This window comes from Parabacteroides caecihominis, from assembly GCF_023656785.1.
GTDB classification, from domain to species: domain Bacteria; phylum Bacteroidota; class Bacteroidia; order Bacteroidales; family Tannerellaceae; genus Parabacteroides; species Parabacteroides segnis.
Genome location: NZ_JAMOKS010000001.1, coordinates 324383 through 344581, shown reverse-complemented (window position 1 = coordinate 344581; position 20199 = coordinate 324383). Strand labels below are relative to the sequence as shown.

The window sequence follows — 20199 nt, the reverse complement described above, 5'->3', positions numbered from 1 at the left end:
TTTATTCTTTAGCATTCAACACATAGGAGACTATAACATACCTATCAATTTTATCATAAGGAAATGTTATTTTTTCTAGATCTATAAGACCTTCTTTATTTAAAAACTGTCTAATTAAAGATTCCGTTTTCCTACTTTTTAAATCATCTTCATAAATAATAAGCAGAGGTATTTCTTTTCCATATTCTGCTGTTTGTTCATATTTAAATTGTTTATAACTGAAATAGTTATCCTCATTGGTAAATTTTTGTCGAACCGACATAGCTCCGGGGAAAAAAGTAAATACTTTAAAATAGTGTAAACTACTCGTATCCGGAACAATTTCCCATGAGAAATTATGGTCTTTCATAAAAAAAGCGCACTGAGTAAATTCATAGGAGTCTTTCACTTGCGAGTTGTTCAGATATTCTTTCGTATATATAACATAAGTAGAACTATCACGGGTAAAGTAATGCTTTATTTTGATCTTCTCACTATCACGAGCAGGATACATCACAGGTTGTTGATTTTTAGACTGGGTCTCCAATTTATATAGAGATTGATTACCTGGAAAATTCAAAGTACTATTTTGCGACCAAACTTTTAAGGAAAACGTTCCTCCTAAAAAAATAATTAGAATACTGATTAGTTTCATATGCTTTATTCTTGTTTAATCCAGATCAGTCTAATCGATAAAAATTAAACTGATCCGGTTATTACTAAACAGTTAGCCTCTCATATTAGGACAACTCATCAGAAATATGTGCATATTAGTTGTATACACATTACATGTAGTAGTAAAACTCCACGTACATCCATAGACTGAACAGCTTCCAATGTTTGATTCATACTCTTGTGCCAAAGCCTCGACATTAGCCAACGCCAACTCCGAAAGAATCACCTCATTCTGGTTCTTGTTAATATTCCAACCAGCCAAAGCCGCTACAGCTATAGCAATAAATCCTATAATCAATTTTGCTTTCATCTTTTCTTAAAATTAAGTTTACAAATTATTTAATTCTTACCTTTACCGAAAGATTTTCGGTAAATATTCGGCTTAAAGCCTGATTACGCTAAATTTCCATACACACCTCTCTTCCTTTTTAGAAGGGAGCTCCGGGAGTTTACCTTCACTTTCTTAGCCGTTGGTGGGTAAACTCCTTTTGCATTTCTCCTGTTTTTAATACTCATTATTCATAATCATCCAAACTGAAATTCGTTCTAACAATTTCCACTTTTTTGCCATTTGGACAATCCACGCTCCCTACTCCATAACAAAAATAACGTGTACTATCCTCACCAGACGCCAAAGCCTCAATATTTTCCAACAAAAGAACGGACATTTCATCCGGATCCGGATTTCCCATATACAAACTGCCAACGACCAAAGCCGCAGCACCAACTGTCACTGGTAATATTTTCCGCATAATCTTTTTCATCTCTCACTTTGTTTATTTTACTTTGCAAATAAAACTAATCATCTTGAAAAACGTGCTGACATTCACTGACATTTCAAATTAATTCAATAACAATATGCAAAAAAGTAACAAAAAATACCTTTTCATCGGAACTACAATAGCATCTATTATCTGTATAATAACCTTAGCAATTTTAGTTGTTACACATATAGTCTCTTTTCTCCAACAGGAAAAAGAACATATACAAGACAAGGTTACCACTCTGTTTCAAGAATCGGTCAACGAGGACTTTCACAACAGGTCAAAAATATTAACCGGAGAAATATCAACCGGGAACTTACACGAAACCAATAAAGATAGTGGTACTTTCAAATCTTCTACTCTGGAAATAAAAACACCGGTTCTTCCTAATCTGTCACTAGATGAAAAAATGACTGATTTTCTCCAATCTGTTCTGGCCATCAAAAAACCAATCAATGTCTATCAATTGGACACAATCTTCCAACGAAAACTAAAAGAAGAAAATATACACATAATTACAGCCATTTGCTTAACTGACACAGTTAACGAAAAAAACAATAGTTGTACCCGTTGGGATATTAACTCTTTTATTCCTTTATTTATGGAACCTTATGTAATTAGTTCTATAGGCATTACTCTAAAGGCATATATACAAATCCCCACATACACACTAATCCAACATATACCTGTTTTATACTGGCTGGCTTTATTGGGCTGGCTGATATTCGCCACATCAATAGGATATGCTTGGTATAATCTTAGAATGCAAGTTCCTGAGATTATTAAAGCCGCTGAAACCAAAGAAAATACGTTACAAAACGAACTAACTAAAACGGAAGAGAAACTAGAAATACTCAAACAACTGGAAAAACAGAGCAATGATCCTGATATCCATATCTTCTCTCCTCATCTGCTATTTGAAAAAAGCACAAAGACATTAAAGTACAACGGAGAAACTATAAAACTAACCCGTCAGCAACAACAATTATTAGTCGCGTTTTGCAATGCGCCTGAAAATATCTGTTCAATAAATGACTTATGCAATCTGGTCTGGAAAGGATGTACAGTAGAAGAGAACACAATCCAACAGGCTATCTCGCGTTTAAATATAACCTTAAAGCCACTGGGATTATATATCCAATATGAATTTAAAGATAGTTACAAACTTATGTTTATAGAAAACTAACAATTAGCTCCCGATCAAACTTCTATTTCTTCCCTATCCTTTTATAATTACCATACGTACTAACTCCAATTTCCCCGGCAGGAAATCAGTGGTTGATAACCATCAGCCGATTGGCCGACAATTATGAGCCGTTTGGTTGATAATTATGAGCCAAGCGGCTCACAATTATCGGCCGCTAAAATGTATGGGATGTCAGCAAGAGAAGTATGGAATAAGCGTTGATAATGAAAGGTATGGTTTGATAGCCGAAAGATAGGGATAATATACATCGGATACAACAAAAAACAAAACTTGGCGTTTAGAAAAACAATAAATACTTATATATCTGATAACAATAATCTTATAGCAAATGAAAACTATTAAAAACCTACTATTCGTGTTTACCCTTTTTATTCTGACAAGCTGTGCCCCCAAAGTAATGACGGACATTGTTAAAACATATCCGGTCAGCACTACTCCTGAAAACATCCGCTTATACGGATTAAACGATACGGTTCCCAATTCGGCGGAAGTGATTGGAAAAGTGGCTGTCGTTGATAACGGTGCCTCAACAAACTGCAAATATGACCAGGTACTCGAGCTGGCTAAAAAGGAGACATCCAAATATGGCGGAAACGCCCTGTCGCTGACAGAACATAAAGAACCTTCCATCTGGGGAAGCAGCTGCCATCAGATTGCAGGAATGATGCTGTATCTGAGCGATACCATCATCGACAATTATCAACCCAACTCATTTATCGAGGCAAGCGAGATAAGAAAAGAGAAAGAAAAAAGAATGCGTCCTACTCCTCATACGATTTATGCCAACATCGGATATGCCTGGATGACAAGCAAATTCTACTTGCCATCGGGAGCCTCTGGAAATCCTAAAAACGGCCTGGACTGGCAGATCGGATACGAATGGGTTTCAAAAAGCGGATTCGGATGCGGATTATTATATTCCGGATACCGGTCTTCGTACGATATCTCAAGCAACTCCATCAATGTCGGCCTTACTTACGTAGCCCCTCAATTTGTATTAAAACAAAAAATCAGTGAGAAATGGCAATTCCGCGAAGTCCTCGGACTGGGATATTTCGGCTACCGTGAATCTCTAAAAGGAGAAAGCGCCTCCTGTTCCGGCCTCGGATACAATTTTGCATTAGGTGCGGAATATTTACTGAGTGACCATGTCGGGATCGGGGCGAATATTGGATATATCGGAGGTTCATTACCCAACCAGAAAAATGCCGGGTACCAGAAATCGGATGACGAAAGAAGCGGTATTTTCCGCCTAAGCTTTGATGCTGGAATCCGCTTTTATTTTTAGCGGAACAAATAAAATTACCTACATTTGTCCGGAACACTAAATTACGTATAATATGAACAGCGCATTCCTCCGTTTCCGGCTCCGCCAGGCAGGAAAGTTTATTCGTGAAATACCTGTTATCTATCTGGTTATACTGACAGGTATTTTACTGATAGCCGGGATTGCGCTGTATCAGTTTACAAAGGATTTACATGGGAGCCTGATTATAGCGGGTATCCTGCTTGTTTTCCTTTCATTGATTCAATGGCGGAGAAAAGACTATCATTTTATCTATCTTGCAGAGGAAAAAGCCTGGAAAGTATTCAGTATGGATTATCTCTTGCTGTCCTTGCCGGTCCTTATCATCATATCGGTAAATTCATTCTGGTATGTATCGCTAGCAATTATAGTCGGATGCATAAGTCTTGGTTTCATAAAACAGCCTTTCCACCGGACAAAAAAAGGAATGAACTCCCCTAAATGGATACCGGCGGAAGCCTTTGAACTGCGGTCAGGGATACGGCAATACGGCGGTTTATTACTGATCCTTTATGTGAGTGCATGGATAGGACTGTTGCTACCTTTCGCTTCTTTGGCATCGCTCTGGTTCTTCACAGTCATAGTATCCGATATATTCAGATTTTCAGAACCGGTACAGATACTTTGCTCACAGGAGCGTCCGGTCAACAGGTTCCTGCACGGAAAGCTTCGTTTAAATTTGAAGTTATTCTTATGTGCAACAATTCCTGTTTGCGCAATATATACACTTTTATATCCGGAGCATTGGTGGTTCATCCTCACCTTCCTGACTGCGGTTTCCCTGAACATAACACTGTTTATTATAAATAAATATGCCCATTATCTGCCGAATACAAAAATAACAGGAGGACAGGTCCCCATAACAATAGCCGTAATAAGCATTTTCTTTCCGGTTCTTTTACCGGTAGTCTTGTTTTTCCTGGTCAAAAACTATCTGGCTGCACGCCGGAATCTAACAACTTACTTATATGCTTACAATCCGGAATCTACAAGTAGAATATAAAAAAGAATTTCCTGTACTGAAAGGGATCGACTTATCGATGGAATCGGGGAAAATACATGGTCTGGTCGGTCTGAACGGTGCCGGAAAAACGACCTTGCTGAATACGCTGTATACCTTCATCCGTCCTTCAGCAGGCTCGGTCAGCTATAACGACAGACCTCTGAAAAGGCAGGATATTGCCTATCTGGAAGCAGAGAACTACTTTTATCCTTATATGACAGGGCGCGAATATCTGGATCTTTTCCCTACCGGCAAAAATGGCTTTAAAACAGACAGTTGGCAACAACTTTTCCATATTCCGTTAGACGATATAACGGAGAACTATTCAACCGGGATGAGAAAGAAACTCGCTCTGCTGGCCGTTCTTAAACCGGATAAACCGATCGTTGTCCTGGATGAACCGTTTAACGGCCTGGATCTGGAAAGTGCCCATATCCTCACCCTCATCCTGCAACAACTCCGGGAAGGGGGCAAAACAGTGCTGGTCACCTCACATGTTTTCGAGACACTGACTTCCTGTTGCGATTATATCCATCATATCGATCACGGGACAATCGACCACAGCTACTCCAAGGATCAGTTCGAAATGCTTCAAAAACGGCTCTATTCAACCATAGAAGATCAGGCTTCCGATCAGATAAAGAGACTTATTTAGTCTTTCAATCTGATAGGCATGTACTAAACAAATTAGGGGGCTTTGAAACACCCCCTAATTCCAATAGAAAAACGTTTTATATATTTATTCAGTAGTAATCGTCAGTTGTTTTCCTTGTTTCAACAGGTCATGTGAAATAAACCAACCATTGATTTTCTGACCGTCATAAGAAATATCCGTAATCTTCCGCCCATTGCCATTCTTTACGATCGTGAACTGATTATTATCGCCTAAAGTGAATTTCACCTGGTCGAACAAAGGCACAGTTACAATATATTCCGGATCAGCCGGAGAATAGGTATATAAACCAATGGCATTGAATACATACCAGGCAGACATTTCACCGGCATCATCCATTCCCGAATAGGCGAGCTTCTCTTTACCCATATCGTAATAATGGTTCATGATGCTATCCAGCACACATTGCGCTTTCTCCTGTTTACCGATGAAATAATAAGTATAGGGAACACTGTGGTCCGGTTGATTGCCATGACAATAATTTCCGATGAAACCGGTCATATTATGCGCTTCATAGTTTCTCCACGGTTCAGTGAACAGTGAATCCAGCTTCTGTTCGACCGCTTTTTCACCGGGATAAAGGGCAATCATGCCTTCCGGATCATGGGGAGCAAAGAACAGTGACTGCCAGGCATTAGCCTCACGATACATATAGGCATAATAAGGATAGTAAGGATCGAAATCTTTGATCCAGCTGCCATCGGCAATCTTTCCGCGCCAAAAGCCCGTACCCGGGTCAAACAGATTCTTATAATTGCCGGAACGTTCCATCAATGTTTTATAAATACTTTCATCTCCCAACTCCTTAGCCAACAAGGCGGTCGCATAATCATCGTATGCATATTCCACAGTCTTTGTTACAGCGGCTTTGTATTCATCCCAGGTCGGGACATTGGTGGTATCCTTTTCTGCAATCCATCCTTGTTCGATGTATTCATCCAGATATGGCCTGCCGCCTTTTCCCGGGACAGTGGCATTATTCACCAACAGTTTATAAGCCCGGTTCAGATCAAAATCCTTCAATCCGCGTAAATAGTTACCGGCAACAAATACAGAGGCATGGTCACCATGGAAGAAGGTCGGCATATAACCATTTCGTTTTTCGCCTTTATCTGTGATGGACTTGATCACATCGGTCGTTACGTCCGGAGAGATCATTCCCAATAAAATCAACTTATTGCGATAATCGTCCCAGAATGACGGATCGGTATAATAACGGAAACCATTATTTACCACATTGCCTTTGGCATCCGTATATTCCCCGTTCACGTCGCTACGCAACGCCGGCCATAAGAACGAACGGTACAGGCAGGAATAGAAAATGCCTTTCTCACGTTCCGTTCCGCCGGTTACTTCTATTTTGGATAACAAATTCTCCCAGGTCTTGTCAGCCTCCTTACGAACCTGTGCAAAACTCTTATCCTTCATTTCCTGCTCCAGGTTCATCTTTGCATTATCGATACTTACAAAAGAAAAACCGATCTTTAACTCCAGCGGTTTGCTTCCTTTACTATCGGCAAAACTGATAATAGAAACTTCATGTTCACCATCTTTCAACTGTCTGACATCCTCAATCTTATAATTGGAAACAGCATAGAAACGGATATTTCCTTCCGCATCCTGATTACCGGAAAAAGTATAATCGTCGACTTTTTGAATACTCCAGTCTCTGACTCCATTGTTTGTCCGTGTGATATCCACTAATACTTTCTTGTCGTCATCCGGCCGGAAAGTATATTTATGATAAGCACAGCGGAGCGTGGAAGTCAGTTCGGCATTGACCCCGTACCTTTCCAGAAACACCTGGTAATAACCCGGACGGGCCGATTCGTTCGAATGACTGTATGTTGAAGCATAATCACCGGAGGAAACATTTCCTGTCACCGGAAGGACAGGGAGATGCAGCAGATTCCAATGTCCTTTGTTGGTATGCGAGAAACCATAGATGACCGTATCTTCATACTGATAACCGGCCCCGCTCCGGAACTGAGTCACCGGACTCAGCTGTACCATCGCATTCGGGACGGAAGAACCGGGAAAGACTTCTGCCCCCCAGGTCCTTGTCTTCAAATGACGCTCATAACCCAGATCTTTCGTTTCCCATAGCGTAGCTGTCCCCAAAAGAGGATTCACATAATTCGTAAGTTGTTTATCCGGCTGGCAACTTATCATTACGGTTAATGACAGCAAACCTGCAAAAAAAGAGTTTTTCATGCTAAATTAATTATTAGAATATGATAATGATCAAGAATTAAAAACTATATCTGTCTGAAATTAAAAACACGTATAACTTATAATAGATTCAAATCGTCCAGCAACGCAGCCGCTTCGATCAACATACAACCGCTCAGTTGTTCGGTCAGTCCTGTAGATGCTCCCGGGGCGTTCCGCCAGTAAGTACCGAATAAGACATTCGATTTATTGGTCCCCTGCGTCCATAATGTCTCGGCATTGGTTTTCAGGAACTGCACATAACGTCGTTTAGCACCTGCATCCAGGCGGTCCTGTTGGATCAGATCCGTAAAATAACGGATAAAAATACCTTTGAATAATCCTCCGTCTCCAGTTCCTTCATCCTTCAGAATAGAATTGTTGACCAATGTACTGATGGTATAATCAGCGGCCAAAACGGCATCGTTCAGATAGGCTTTTTCTCCCAATATCTTATACAATTCAACAGCCGATCCGACAAATGTTCCTTCATTGTAAGTAAATATCCAGTCTTTCTGTATTTCTCCTGTATTACTGTTTATATTGTCATACACCATTCCGTTATTACTATTGAATAATGTACTTTTCTCCCAGTTATATATCTTGAGTGCCCATTCTTTATAGGTCTCATCTCCAAACTCACGATACAGGCGGGCTGCCAGAATACAAGCCGGACCGTTTGAACAGGCATTTTTGCTATACTCCTGCCCTTTTACCCAGGTGATACCTCCACCTGCATTCTCATTCCAACCCACTTTGATATAATCCCATATCTGCAATGCCGCCTCTTTATATTTCTGTTCTTTGGTTGCCTGGTAAGCACGAAGAATAGCGAGGGCATTCCATTCCATATCATCGTAATAGTCATTCCGGAACGAATTGCCGTTCTTGATCTTCACGCCTTCAAACCATTGGTCGAAATAGGTTTTATATTTTGCATCTTCCGTACGCAAATAAGCATCCGTCAAAACATCCAGCGCATGCGCCTGAGGCCAGTAATGGAACGTCGTATTTCCGTTGCTATCATAATTAAAATATTTTCCTCCTGCATTCCAGAATGAATTTACCAATGCTGTCGTACTGCTGTCGGCAGCGGCATACCAATTAATATTATCATTTTCATCCGGTCCGTTCGGAGTATTATCATCATCGCCACAAGCTCCCAGGAAAAGGGGGAGAAACAGGAAAAGGAGTATATTCTTCATGACATTATTTTTAGCTGTTAAAAAAGAAGGACTCGGAATAAGATCCATTTTTCTCGAAATATACAATTCCGGGTCCTTCTTACCAAATATTTGTAATAAACTATTTAACGATTGTATGTGTGTAAGGCTGGTCTGCCGTCAGATAAACGGTATAAGTAGCCGGAACACCATCAAAATCGCCCATCAGCTTCCACTTATTATCCCACTGGGATACCTCGGTAAACAGTTGCAGGTAATAATAAGATTCCGGACTGCTTGCCGTCGGACGGGAGTCTGTCTGGTTCAATGTACCCCAGTCGACTTCCTTCTCTGCATCGGCACCTCCATTTTCCCGGATAGTCATTCTGAACTTATAGCGTTCGTCCCTACCCCAGCTCTCTTGCTTGAAAGTTACCGTTTCCTTCGCCTGGAATACACCATAACCAACATAAGGCAGTTCAAACAGAGATTCTCCGTCCGGACAGAAATAGAAAGTTATTTTGTTTACCAACGTATAGGTACAGGCACCGGTATTAAAGTCTAATGTAATACGGTAAACACCGTCTTTAGCGACCGTTGTCGTTCCGTTCTCTTTCACCATGCCGTCCGCTGTATAGAACTCTCTCGGAGTACCGGTCTTTCCATCCGTAAAATAGAATGGTTTGCCTGCCGCCAGTTTTGTATACACTTCAAATTCACCACCGGCAACAGCTTTCATTTTATGTGCTTTTGCCAGGTCAGTCCCACCTTCAGAAGCCTCTCCGGTCACATAGACATCGATCGGAACATCTTCGAAACCTGCCAGGCGGGTTACCGTAATCTTATTTTCAACGCCGGCTTTTACGCTCTGCAAACCTTTTGAAGAGAGTATAGTCCACTTGAATGTACCCGTATCAGACGGTTTTATGCCGACCTTACCTGCAATCTGATTCAACTGTTTATGCGTAACGGATACATAATTGCCAAATCCGTTATTATTGGCACACATCACATACACCGGTTTTGAGAAATCACCGTCTACCTTATCAAAAGCAATCTGGTAAAGAGCAGTACCTGTTTCCTCTACACTCGGTGTCTGCCATTCAAAATAAACACTGGATGATGCGGACGGTTCCAGAACAACGGATTTTCCATCCGCCGGTTCAAGTAACGTACTGACACTTGCCAAACGGTTATCCGTGTCACCCATATTATCATTACATCCCATGAAGGCCAACACGGCAGAGGTGATGAACATCAGTTTTATAAATATCGCTTTCATAATTCCTCCTTTTTATTTGATTACTAAATTATGAGTATATTCACCCTGCGTATTCAAAGAGAATGTAACATCATACGCCTTATCGCTCCAGCCATCGGTAGCCGGGCTCTTCCAGACTTCGTTGTTTGTCCACTGTTCTACATTCGTCTTTTCAGCCATATAGTAATACTCATCATTGCCGGTCGGCTTGCTATCATTATTGATGGCAGCTCTCCATTCGGTCTCTCCGTCAGAACTTTCCATTCTGAACTTATAACGATCATCCGAATTATCGCTATCCGTCAATCCCGTTACCGTATAGTTGCTGATAGCCCAGACACCGAGACCCTGGTAATCCAGTTCTATCTCTTTCTGTGACCAGTTCAGGAACCATTTCACTTTAGTCACCTCTTTGGAAGTAAACGATCCGGCATTAAAATCAATATAATATTTATAGATGCCGGTTTTGGTTGCTGTCGTAGTACCGCCTTCTACCAGTTTTTCACCGTTCAACGAGTATTCAGTCGGAGTACCGGTATTGGCACTGACAAACTTGAAGGACTTGCCCTCCGTCAGTTTCATGAAAACCTCAAATTCGCCGTCAGCCACTTTCTTCATGATCATGGCATTCTCCAGGTCAGCTCCTACTTCCGTGGCTTCACCAGTGATATACAACTGGCTCGGAACCTCTGCGAATCCGGCCAAACGGGTAAGCGTCAGCGTGCGTTCTTCTTCTGCCTTGACCGGATTAATACCTTTGGAGGCATATACCGTCCATTTCAGAGTCCCTTCTTCCGCTGATCCGATCCCTGCTGAAGCGGCGATCTGGTTCAACTGTTTATGTGTGATCGTTGCATGATTAGTTCCGCCATTGTTGTCGGCAGTAACTATAGAAACAGGATCGGAAAAATCACCATCCGCCTTATCGAAAACAACTTCGTACAACACAGCACCACCATCTTCGGCTAACGACGGCTCCCATTCAAAATACAAAGAAGCCGAAGCCGATGCTTGCAGGACAACGGCTTTCCCATTATCCGGTTCATATAACGCTTTAACGGCAGTCACGCCCAAATGCCTCACTTCCCCGTCACTGCTACATGCCGCAAAGACCATAGCAAAAGCGAACAGCATCATATATTTTATAGATATTATTTTCATATCTCTTAGATTTTTTGGATTTAAAATTTTAATCAATATCCCGGATTCTGAGTCAGATTCTTATTGATATCCCGTTGTGACTGCGGAATAGCGAACAAGTAATCTCTATCTTTATTGAAAGATCTCTTATCCAATTGGATATACTGTGTATTATCCGCTGCAAATTTCGCTCCGCGAGGATTGCCATTTAGTGCTGTCTCGATCGTTTTCCAACGGCGGATATCATAGAGTCTTGTCCCCTCGATAGCCAATTCACAACGGCGTTCGCGGCGTACAATAGTCTGCATATCACCTGAAGCCGGGTAATTCAAAGCAGAAGCGTCTGTGAAACCGGCACGCTCGCGGATCGGACGGATCGTCTTGTTCCAAACTGTTTCGTTCATCTCACCCAGTTCTGTTTTTGCTTCAGCATACATCAATAAGACATCGGCATAACGCATCAGAATCAGATTCAAGCCGGAAGCAAGACCTGCCGGAGCGGTCGGATCAAACCATTTACGGAGATAATAACCTGTAGCGGTGGAGTTCTGTCCCGGACCGATATATTCATCCAGATTGGCAGCACCTGCATCGGCAGAAGAACCCGGTTTGATATAAATTGTAGACGTTTTACCGTTGCCGTCTGTCCACTGGTAGCCATGATAAACGATAGTAGCCTGTAATCTGGGATCTCTGTTTATGTAGGGATCGTCTTCTTTATAGCCGGAACCGCTTTCATGAATCGACCGGCCATTTTTCATGATATAATCGTCCACCAGTTCCTGTGTCGGAGCAAAACCGTTTACACGTCCACCCACAGACAAGGGAATCCCATCGTACATTTCACTCCAGGTTCTCAGATTCAGCAGATATCCCATATCCAGGATCACTTCGCTGTTGTATTCGTTTTCCGGCAAGAACAGACCTGCATAGCTTGAAAATAATGCATATTCACCATATTCGCCATTGATTATTTTCTCGCAGACAGACGAAACATTCTGCCAGTCGTTCTCATACAGATAAGTACGGGCAAGCAGAGTCATAGCAGCCCCTTTTGTGATCCGGCCGTTATCAGCCGCGGCATATTCCTGTCTTGTCGGCAATGTACCGACGATATCATTCAGTTCGTCACGGACAAACTTGATAACATCCGCTTTCGGCGAGCGGGCGATCGTATTAGCCTCTTCGATTGTCAGTGTATAGTCAAACAAAGGAACATCGCCATAATTATTAGCCAGGCGGAAGAACAGCATGGCGCGAATGAAACGTGCTTCTGCCTTCATCCTGTTTTTTACTGTTTCATCCATGTCGGGGACACGATCTACATTTTCCAGGAATGTGTGGCATGTTTTAATGCCTTCAAAACATTTTTTCCAATCTTCAGAGAATCGTCCCAGAGCGGCATTTGCCTGACCCGAAGTAATCAGTTTCTCATCCGTACTACCACGCCCTTCGTATAAGTTGTCCGATAACCGTTCGTCTGCGAAGAAATAGCCGGAACTCATCATCTGACTGTAAGCCATGCTCAATACGGAAGAAGCCTTTGCCTCGGAAGTCCAGTAATTCAAATCCGTAAACTTATTGGTAGGAGCCAGATCCAAATCATTACAAGATACGAATGATGCAAGTATAGCGCATGCTATACTTGGCAAATATTTTAAAATATTCATTTTCATAACAAAGTCTATGTCTTAAAATTCTATATCCAAACCAAATCCATAATAAGTCAGTGTCGGGTAGTTACGTCCGCTGTTTGCCCCGATGCCACCGATGCCACCCATATCGCTGCCGAATTCAGAAGATTCAGGATCGATAAATGAGTTCTTGGTAAATGTCAACGGATTTTCGGTATTTACGCTGACACGTAATTTCTGTACACCAAACTTCTGAGTCAGTGCCTTCGGTAAGGTATATCCGATCTGGATATTCTTCACACGTAAGTAAGCTGCATTCAACAAATAAATATCTGATCCGGCCATACCCCAGTTGTTTGTAGAAGAAGATGAGCCCGGGGCAACTAAACGAGGCCATTGGGCATCCGGATTTGTCGGAGTCCAGAAATCCAACTGATGTTGATAAATACAATAGGAATAATTTGAGTGGAATGGTTCTATCAACTCACCACGCAGATACATGGAACGTTTGCCCACACCTTGCAGCATGACGTTCAGGTCAAAACCTTTCCATGTCATATTATAAGTGAAACCGAATGTATAACGCGGAAATGCATTACCCAGTATCACACGGTCTTTCTCGTCGATGACACCATCGTTGTTCTGGTCGACATACTTCACATCACCGGGTTGAACGGAAGCTCCTACCGGCAGCGCACTGTTCGCAATCTCATCGTAACTCTGGAACAATCCGTCTGTTTTATAACCGAAATATGAACCTAACGGCTCCCCTTCACGAATCAATTTATACAACTGGTCGTTCTGGTCGATACGTTCTTTTCCTCCGAAATCGGTCACTTTATTCTTTGAGTCGGAAATATTGAAATTGAAGTTATGATGGAAGTCGCCGGAATTTAACTTGTAGTTGATAGTTAATTCCCAACCTCTGTTTTTCATTTCACCGGCATTCTCTTTGGCTGCGGAACCGCCATAGATGGACGAAACTTCCGGTGTTAACAATATATTAGATGTCTTCTTATCAAAATAGTCTACAGATAAGAATAAATTCCCGTTCAGGAAGGTTGCATCGGCACCGATATTAAAGTTAGCTGATTTTTCCCATGTCAGGAAGGCATTACCGTCTGTATAGCTCGTTCCCGGGACGGATATGCCATTGAATACATAGCCGTTGTTGTTCATCTGGTAGACAGTCTGGTAAGAATAATTGTCCACATTCTGATTTCCCAGTACACCATACGATGCTCTCAGTTTCAAATCGCCGATGTTGCTCTTATACGTATCCATAAAGGCTTCTTCAGACAAACGCCAGCCGGCAGAGAACGAAGGAAAGAAACCCCAGCGCTCGTCTTTGGCAAATTTTGAAGAACCGTCATAACGGAAAGAGACATCTCCATAATACTTATCCATATAATTATAGCCTACACGACCAAATACGGAAGTAATACTTGTCTGGTCCGTATCATTGTTCGAGTTTTTGTTATCTTTATTCTGGATGGATTCGTCTGTCGTCGGCAATCCCAGGTCTTCATCCGTGTATTCCCAGGCAATACGGCTTGCTTGTTTTGTGTAAGATTCGTTTGAAACACCGACCAATGCGCTTACGTTATGGACATTATTAAATGTACGGTTAAAATCCAATAAGAATTGTGTACTCAGAGTATAACGCTTTTCATTATAATCTTCAGTCATTGTATTGGAGTGCATGTACAGTACCGGATTCTCCAAATCGGCAGAAGAATACAACGGCACTTTCTTGTCGCGACGATAACGATGATGCTGGGTCAAATCCAGACCTACCAAACCGGTTGCTTTCAAACCATCGATGATCTTAACATCAAGGTTCATACTTCCGATGAAATTGTCTTCGTCTTTCTTCTCATAACCGCCATCCTGCAACAATGCCAACGGATTGTCATCGCCGACTATATCATTGACCAGATATTTGTCGCCTTCCATAAATTTGTAGTAATAATAAGACGGGACACGGGATGAGTTGATGATCGTGTTTCCTGTACCACCGGCCACAGTTCTGTCTTTACGACGGTTATAAGCCATCAAGGATGTCAACTTAAAGCGTCCGTATTCCGTACTCAGATTACTACGGAAGTTATAACGTTCCATACCGAAGCTACCCTGGAAGTTACTCTCCTGGTTATAGTAACTGGCGGATACCATATAGGTCGTATTTTCACTACCTCCGGATACGTTTATGTTATAGTTCTGTTGGAGACCGGATTTGATGATTTGATCATACAACCATTCTTCTTCATTACGGTGATCATACAAATCGCGAATCTGGGTGGGTGTGAACTGGGGAGCACTACCCACATTCATATTTGCCTGGTTTCTCAACATGGCGTTTTGCCAGCCTTCGACCGGTGAAAATAAAATATGCGGGTCCTGGATGCCGACCTGTCCATTAAACGCAACAACAGGTTTACTGCCTTTAGAACCCTTTTTAGTCGTTACCAGAATAACACCATTTGCAGAACGAGAACCATAGATGGCTGCACTACCTGCATCTTTCAGGACAGATACATTATCAATATCGTTCGGGTTCAGATTGTTCAGAGTCGATGAACTCGATACCAATCCGTCGATAACGATCAGCGGGTCATTGTTCCCCATCGTACTGACACCACGGATGTTGATGTTCATACTGTTATCGTTCGGATTCGCATTTTTGCTCTGGATAATAAGGTTGGCAGAAGCTCCCTGCAACGCCTGAGTCGCATTGGTTACCGGACGATTTTCAAAAATCTCGCTGTTCACCTGGTCCACAGATCCGGTAATACTCTTACGGGAACGGGTACCATAACCGACAACCACTACTTCGTCCAGTTTCTGTGTGTCTTCTTTCAATGTAATACGAAAATCATTTTTCCCTTTCAGAGATATCGATTGCGTCAGATAACCGATAAAAGAAACATCCAGTGTGCCATTTTCCGGAACTTCTAACGAGAAATTACCATTAAAATCAGTAACCGTTCCGTTCGTTGTTCCTGAAACAACGACGTTTGCACCGATAACAGGCTCGCCTGTTTCATCGACAATAACACCTTTTACGTTCTTTACTTTCTGATTGACCGCATTTTGGGAGGGAGAGGTAATGACCAGATAGTCACCTTTTACCGAATAAGTATAGCCTGTACCAGCCAGCACCTGGCTTAATACATCCAATACTTCCGCATTTTTCTGATTAAGCACAACTTTCTTGTTTACATCCAACTGTGTGCCATTATAGGCGATTTTGTACTTGGATGAAGCTTCAATCTTCTGGAATGCTTCCTTTAAAGAAACAGTTCCTTCACTAAAGGATACCTTTTGCGCATTGATCTGCAGGCAACCTGCGATCAAAAAGCTCAGACAATAGGTTCCAATTCGTCTGGATTTGTGTTTGTTCTTCATATGTAATTAAAATAGTTAAACAATTGCACCGATTTGAGTACGTACTCATCTATAATGACAGATGGAAAAAACGTTGCACCCAATCAATCGTAAAACTTTTTCAAATTACATGTGATTTTTTTATTGTTTCCTATTTCAGATAAATACTTTTCCCGTCAATTTTATATTCCAGACCGGGTATCAACTCTTTCAGAAGCATGAATATATTTTCTACCGATTCATTTTTATTGAAATGAACTGTCAGCAGATTCTTATTATAGGCAGATGTCTGCAAATGTATATCCAACCCATATGTACGTTGCAGGATACGGATAATATCAGTGAATGAATAATTATCAAACAGCAAACCTCCCTCACGCCAATCAGAATAATCGGCAGAAACAACTTTTCTCACATCAACGTTCCCGGATTCTATATAATAGACCAATTGTTCATCAGGCACCAGGTGAAAAGTTTTCCCCTCTTCATCCTGCAAACGGACCTGTACAGCCCCTTCTTCAAGCGTAGTCGCGATCTGCCCTATTTCAGGATAAGCGAAAAGATTGAACCGGGTACCCAACACTTCGACATTCAGTGTCCGAGCTTTAACGATAAACGGTTGTTCCGCATTCTTTTCCACCTCAAAATAACCTTCACCTGACAAATAAACCTCACGTCTGTCTCCCACAAATATAGAAGGGTATATCAGTACACTACCGGAATTCAGCCAGACCCGGCTACTGTCAGGCAAAACAATCTGCTCACGTTTTCCGGCAGGAACAAAATGTTCTATCAGCGAAACAGTCGCCAACACATCTTTCACACTGGTTGCCTGCCAATAAAAATAGACGGATGTGGAAAACATAATCAATGGTAAAAGCCATATAGCTGTCAGTTTTACCCAAAACGGCATGATCCGCACATTTTTTGATGCGGATTTTTTCTGTTCCGTAAAACCTAAATTCTTACTCAATATGGAATAAGCCTGCCGGGGACGAGCTTCATTCATTTCCGGAAATCCCATAGTATCCCAAACCGATTGCAATGCCTCATCAACTTCCGGTCTGTCTTCTTTTTTCAATAGCCGTCGATGTATCTTCCAGTTCATCTCCTCCGGGAGATCATGGTGAAAGAAATAATCAACTATTTTTTTTATATAACTCATTTCTCCTTTACGATTATATTATAAAGACTACTCTCATGCTATTCACCCCTAATTTTTTAACACAAATAAAGTATCAATAGGTATAATAAGATTTTTCTTAACTCTTTTAACGCCAGATTCAAGTGATTCTCTACCGTCTTCTTGCTCAGATCCAATTTCTCTGCGATCTCTGCATTCGATAATCCCGCTTCACGGCTCAGCTGATAAATCAGTTTACGCTGAGGCGGCATATTTGCCACCACCATGTCTATCAAAAGTTGTAAATCTTTTGCTATCAGATCTTCGTCCGGTGAGTCATGAGCCTCTTCCTCAAAAGGCTTTTCATTCAACCTTTCTATACGTATTTGCCGGGCTTCCAAAAAATTAAATGTAGTATTTTTAGATAAAATGAACAGATAAGCTCCCAAATTCCTGACATCGGCAAACATACTGCGACTTCCCCACACTTTTGAAAAAACCTCCTGGGTAATATCTTCCGCATCTTGTTGCGATTTAACCAAGCCGTATACAAAATTGTGGACTTTAGGATAATAGTGCATGAATATTGCCTGAAAAGCATCTTGGCTTCCCTGGACCAGTTCCTTCACTAATAGTTCCTCGTTGATAGATTTCGTTAGCATAGCAGCAAATATACGAAGCTAATATTTAAATCAAAACGAACACTGACAATTTGTTTCGTCTAAGTTGATCTTAAAGGGCATTTAAGGTATTTCATAGAACGGAACTACCCACATTGTAACTTGTAATGGGCTTTATTCCCCATTGCAATGGGGAAAAATCCCCACTTCAATAAAAATAGTGGGGAATATTGAGAGAACAAATCGACAAATTAATAATGAATCATCCCAAGCATTTTACTTCTGGAAAGCAGACATGCTCCTAATGCACCTGCACGCTCTCCTAACTTGGAAACTTTGATCTCAGTATCCTGAGAAACCAGATTCAGTGAATATTTCCGTATCGCACTTTTAATCGGCAGACTGATATATTCGCTGGTCAAAGACAAAGTTCCGCCAAGTACCACCAACTCCGGATTGAAAATATTCATAAGTCCGGCAATTCCACGGCCCAGCTTCTCACCCATTTCTTCCAGGATTTCGATGCAAAGCACATCTTCCTTCTGGATTGCCTCTATCATATCGGCCATTTTTATCTTCTCTTTTTTCTCTATTTTCTCAGCGAGAATAGTACTGCTGCCTTCGCGGTAACGTTCCAGCAACTTACGATGCAAGGCAGAACCGGATGCTTCGGTTTCAATACACCCCTTTTTACCGCAATGGCACAGAATTTCGTTATCAAAGAAACAGAAATGCCCGAATTCACCGGAAAAACCGGACTTACCATAATACAGTTCACCGTTTATAAAGATGGAAAGTCCTAATCCCCATCCCATATTAATGAACAATATATTTTTTTCACCCTTTACGACACCCTGCATATATTCACCATACATCATCGCACGAGTATCATTTTCGATATAAATTTTTATCTTAATACGTTCTTCCAGAATCTGGGACAACGGTTTTTCTTCGAAATAGAAAATACTGTAGCTATAACCGGACACAGGGTTGACACGCCCGGAAATATTAACGCCTACCGCCAGCACTTTTTCACGCGGAACGCTTAGTCGGTCGATGAAGTCATTAATCAAATTGCATAGCATCTCCAGTGCCTCCGGTGTATTCTCCAATGAATACGGGATATTTTCTTCTATACGCAGCTTGTCTCCTTTGAAATCGACCGCTGCGATATTAATTTTACTCCGGAAAACATCCACTCCGACAAAATAACCGGAAACCGGATTCAAACCATAGATATTCGGCTTGCGTCCTCCGTTTGTCTCCTGTTTTCCAAAATCCAGGATATAACCGTCATCCAGTAATTCTCCTACCAATTTCGTTACGGTAGGAATACTCAAATCCATTTCCTTGCATAACTCTGCAATTGTGGCATCGCCATTGGCTATATAATAATGTATAATCTTCTTTTTTAATAATGCACTACGATTGCTATCGGCCGTGATAAGGAATTTTGTATTCATGGTGTTCTTTTTTGTCTACTGTAAATTTGAATAAACAAAAGTAGATAAATATTCTTCAAATAGTCCTCTGAGTAAATAAAAAAAATCGACAATAAACGTCCATATAAGACCCATCCATAAGCCAAAGATGACACTTACTTTCAAAAACAAGGTTTCCTTTTAAATAAAAAAATAGAGAATATCATAGTCTTTTAAGAACTAAGATACAAAAAGAGAGTGTTTTGGCATATTAACAGAGATCTCCGACATCCTCATAGCAGATTCATTAAAAAGTCGAAAATCATAAGTTTATTTTAATTCATCTTATTATAATGAAAAAGTAAGCCATAGTTCATACAAGACTCAGGTTCATTACAATGAATAACTTCCTTCACCTGTAACCAGACTGATGATATCTCGTGATCAAGAATATCATTTAGATCGCTAATATCCAACCCTTTGAGCATAAACAGGTCATATTTATCTTTCTCATTCATACATATCACTTTAATAAAGATATAAAATTAGCATATTATCAAAGTAGGAATTAGGTACCAAAAAAACTCTTTTTCATTATCAGCTCACAATACCATTTTCGCTCTTTTTTTAAA

The 20199-nt window shown here is 41.1% G+C and carries 16 protein-coding genes; 4 read left to right on the top strand and 12 right to left on the bottom strand.

What is annotated here, in order from left to right:
* Position 1: 1 nt before the first annotated feature.
* From NBH14_RS01035 to NBH14_RS01025, 3 genes are all read right to left on the bottom strand, one after another.
* Positions 2–634, bottom strand: coding sequence for a hypothetical protein (locus NBH14_RS01035; protein ID WP_186957980.1), 633 nt, complete (start codon positions 632–634; stop codon positions 2–4).
* A gap of 72 nt (positions 635–706) precedes the next feature.
* Positions 707–952 (bottom strand): NVEALA domain-containing protein, encoded by a 246-nt coding sequence (locus tag NBH14_RS01030; RefSeq protein ID WP_250817048.1) that lies wholly within the window; start codon positions 950–952, stop codon positions 707–709.
* A 217-nt stretch (positions 953–1169) separates the two neighbouring features.
* Positions 1170–1418, bottom strand: coding sequence for an NVEALA domain-containing protein (locus tag NBH14_RS01025; RefSeq protein ID WP_186957978.1), 249 nt, complete (start codon positions 1416–1418; stop codon positions 1170–1172).
* Positions 1419–1512: 94 nt separating this feature from the next.
* Here NBH14_RS01025 and NBH14_RS01020 point away from each other — a divergent pair, with 94 nt between their 5' ends.
* The 4 genes from NBH14_RS01020 to NBH14_RS01005 all read left to right on the top strand — a co-directional run bounded on the left by NBH14_RS01020 (position 1513) and on the right by NBH14_RS01005 (position 5589).
* Positions 1513–2604 carry a winged helix-turn-helix domain-containing protein gene (locus NBH14_RS01020; RefSeq protein ID WP_250817046.1) on the top strand — a complete coding sequence of 364 codons (1092 nt, stop codon included), beginning with the start codon at positions 1513–1515 and terminating at the stop codon, positions 2602–2604.
* A 349-nt stretch (positions 2605–2953) separates the two neighbouring features.
* Positions 2954–3913: an outer membrane beta-barrel protein gene (locus tag NBH14_RS01015; protein WP_186957977.1), complete on the top strand. Its 960-nt coding sequence runs from the start codon at positions 2954–2956 to the stop codon at positions 3911–3913.
* A 52-nt stretch (positions 3914–3965) separates the two neighbouring features.
* Positions 3966–4934 carry a hypothetical protein gene (locus tag NBH14_RS01010; protein ID WP_186957976.1) on the top strand — a complete coding sequence of 323 codons (969 nt, stop codon included), beginning with the start codon at positions 3966–3968 and terminating at the stop codon, positions 4932–4934.
* Positions 4900–5589 (top strand): ABC transporter ATP-binding protein, encoded by a 690-nt coding sequence (locus NBH14_RS01005; RefSeq protein WP_186957975.1) that lies wholly within the window; start codon positions 4900–4902, stop codon positions 5587–5589. Before NBH14_RS01010 ends, NBH14_RS01005 begins: the two co-directional genes overlap by 35 nt.
* A gap of 84 nt (positions 5590–5673) precedes the next feature.
* Here NBH14_RS01005 and NBH14_RS01000 read toward each other — a convergent pair whose 3' ends face one another.
* From NBH14_RS01000 to NBH14_RS00960, 9 genes are all read right to left on the bottom strand, one after another.
* Positions 5674–7821 (bottom strand): GH92 family glycosyl hydrolase, encoded by a 2148-nt coding sequence (locus tag NBH14_RS01000; protein WP_186957974.1) that lies wholly within the window; start codon positions 7819–7821, stop codon positions 5674–5676.
* Between the two features lie 77 nt (positions 7822–7898).
* Positions 7899–9023 (bottom strand): glycoside hydrolase family 76 protein, encoded by a 1125-nt coding sequence (locus NBH14_RS00995; protein WP_186957973.1) that lies wholly within the window; start codon positions 9021–9023, stop codon positions 7899–7901.
* A gap of 100 nt (positions 9024–9123) precedes the next feature.
* Entirely contained in the window at positions 9124–10263 is a 1140-nt protein-coding gene (locus tag NBH14_RS00990; protein WP_186957972.1) for a SusE domain-containing protein, read from the bottom strand.
* Positions 10264–10275: 12 nt separating this feature from the next.
* Positions 10276–11403 (bottom strand): SusE domain-containing protein, encoded by a 1128-nt coding sequence (locus NBH14_RS00985; protein WP_009860547.1) that lies wholly within the window; start codon positions 11401–11403, stop codon positions 10276–10278.
* Between the two features lie 32 nt (positions 11404–11435).
* Entirely contained in the window at positions 11436–13058 is a 1623-nt protein-coding gene (locus NBH14_RS00980) for a RagB/SusD family nutrient uptake outer membrane protein (RefSeq protein ID WP_186957971.1), read from the bottom strand.
* A 15-nt stretch (positions 13059–13073) separates the two neighbouring features.
* Complete coding sequence (locus NBH14_RS00975) at positions 13074–16424, bottom strand: TonB-dependent receptor (RefSeq protein ID WP_186957970.1); 3351 nt, start codon at positions 16422–16424, stop codon at positions 13074–13076.
* Positions 16425–16554: 130 nt separating this feature from the next.
* Positions 16555–17568 (bottom strand): FecR family protein, encoded by a 1014-nt coding sequence (locus NBH14_RS00970; protein ID WP_186957969.1) that lies wholly within the window; start codon positions 17566–17568, stop codon positions 16555–16557.
* Positions 17569–17624: 56 nt separating this feature from the next.
* Positions 17625–18188, bottom strand: a complete 564-nt coding sequence (locus NBH14_RS00965) for an RNA polymerase sigma-70 factor (protein WP_009860543.1) — start codon at positions 18186–18188, stop codon at positions 17625–17627.
* Positions 18189–18397: 209 nt separating this feature from the next.
* Positions 18398–19609: an ROK family transcriptional regulator gene (locus NBH14_RS00960; protein ID WP_128133403.1), complete on the bottom strand. Its 1212-nt coding sequence runs from the start codon at positions 19607–19609 to the stop codon at positions 18398–18400.
* Positions 19610–20199 lie beyond the last annotated feature (590 nt).

Excerpts from the sequence above, each read along its gene's own strand:
- NBH14_RS01035 (WP_186957980.1), bottom strand. The coding sequence starts at position 634 with ATGAAACTAATCAGTATTCTAATTATTTTTTTAGGAGGAACGTTTTCC.
- NBH14_RS01025 (WP_186957978.1), bottom strand. The coding sequence starts at position 1,418 with ATGAAAAAGATTATGCGGAAAATATTACCAGTGACAGTTGGTGCTGCG.
- NBH14_RS01020 (WP_250817046.1), top strand. The coding sequence starts at position 1,513 with ATGCAAAAAAGTAACAAAAAATACCTTTTCATCGGAACTACAATAGCA.
- NBH14_RS01015 (WP_186957977.1), top strand. The coding sequence starts at position 2,954 with ATGAAAACTATTAAAAACCTACTATTCGTGTTTACCCTTTTTATTCTG.
- NBH14_RS01010 (WP_186957976.1), top strand. The coding sequence starts at position 3,966 with ATGAACAGCGCATTCCTCCGTTTCCGGCTCCGCCAGGCAGGAAAGTTT.
- NBH14_RS01005 (WP_186957975.1), top strand. The coding sequence starts at position 4,900 with ATGCTTACAATCCGGAATCTACAAGTAGAATATAAAAAAGAATTTCCT.
- NBH14_RS01000 (WP_186957974.1), bottom strand. The coding sequence starts at position 7,821 with ATGAAAAACTCTTTTTTTGCAGGTTTGCTGTCATTAACCGTAATGATA.
- NBH14_RS00995 (WP_186957973.1), bottom strand. The coding sequence starts at position 9,023 with ATGAAGAATATACTCCTTTTCCTGTTTCTCCCCCTTTTCCTGGGAGCT.
- NBH14_RS00990 (WP_186957972.1), bottom strand. The coding sequence starts at position 10,263 with ATGAAAGCGATATTTATAAAACTGATGTTCATCACCTCTGCCGTGTTG.
- NBH14_RS00985 (WP_009860547.1), bottom strand. The coding sequence starts at position 11,403 with ATGAAAATAATATCTATAAAATATATGATGCTGTTCGCTTTTGCTATG.
- NBH14_RS00980 (WP_186957971.1), bottom strand. The coding sequence starts at position 13,058 with ATGAAAATGAATATTTTAAAATATTTGCCAAGTATAGCATGCGCTATA.
- NBH14_RS00975 (WP_186957970.1), bottom strand. The coding sequence starts at position 16,424 with ATGAAGAACAAACACAAATCCAGACGAATTGGAACCTATTGTCTGAGC.
- NBH14_RS00970 (WP_186957969.1), bottom strand. The coding sequence starts at position 17,568 with ATGAGTTATATAAAAAAAATAGTTGATTATTTCTTTCACCATGATCTC.
- NBH14_RS00965 (WP_009860543.1), bottom strand. The coding sequence starts at position 18,188 with ATGCTAACGAAATCTATCAACGAGGAACTATTAGTGAAGGAACTGGTC.
- NBH14_RS00960 (WP_128133403.1), bottom strand. The coding sequence starts at position 19,609 with ATGAATACAAAATTCCTTATCACGGCCGATAGCAATCGTAGTGCATTA.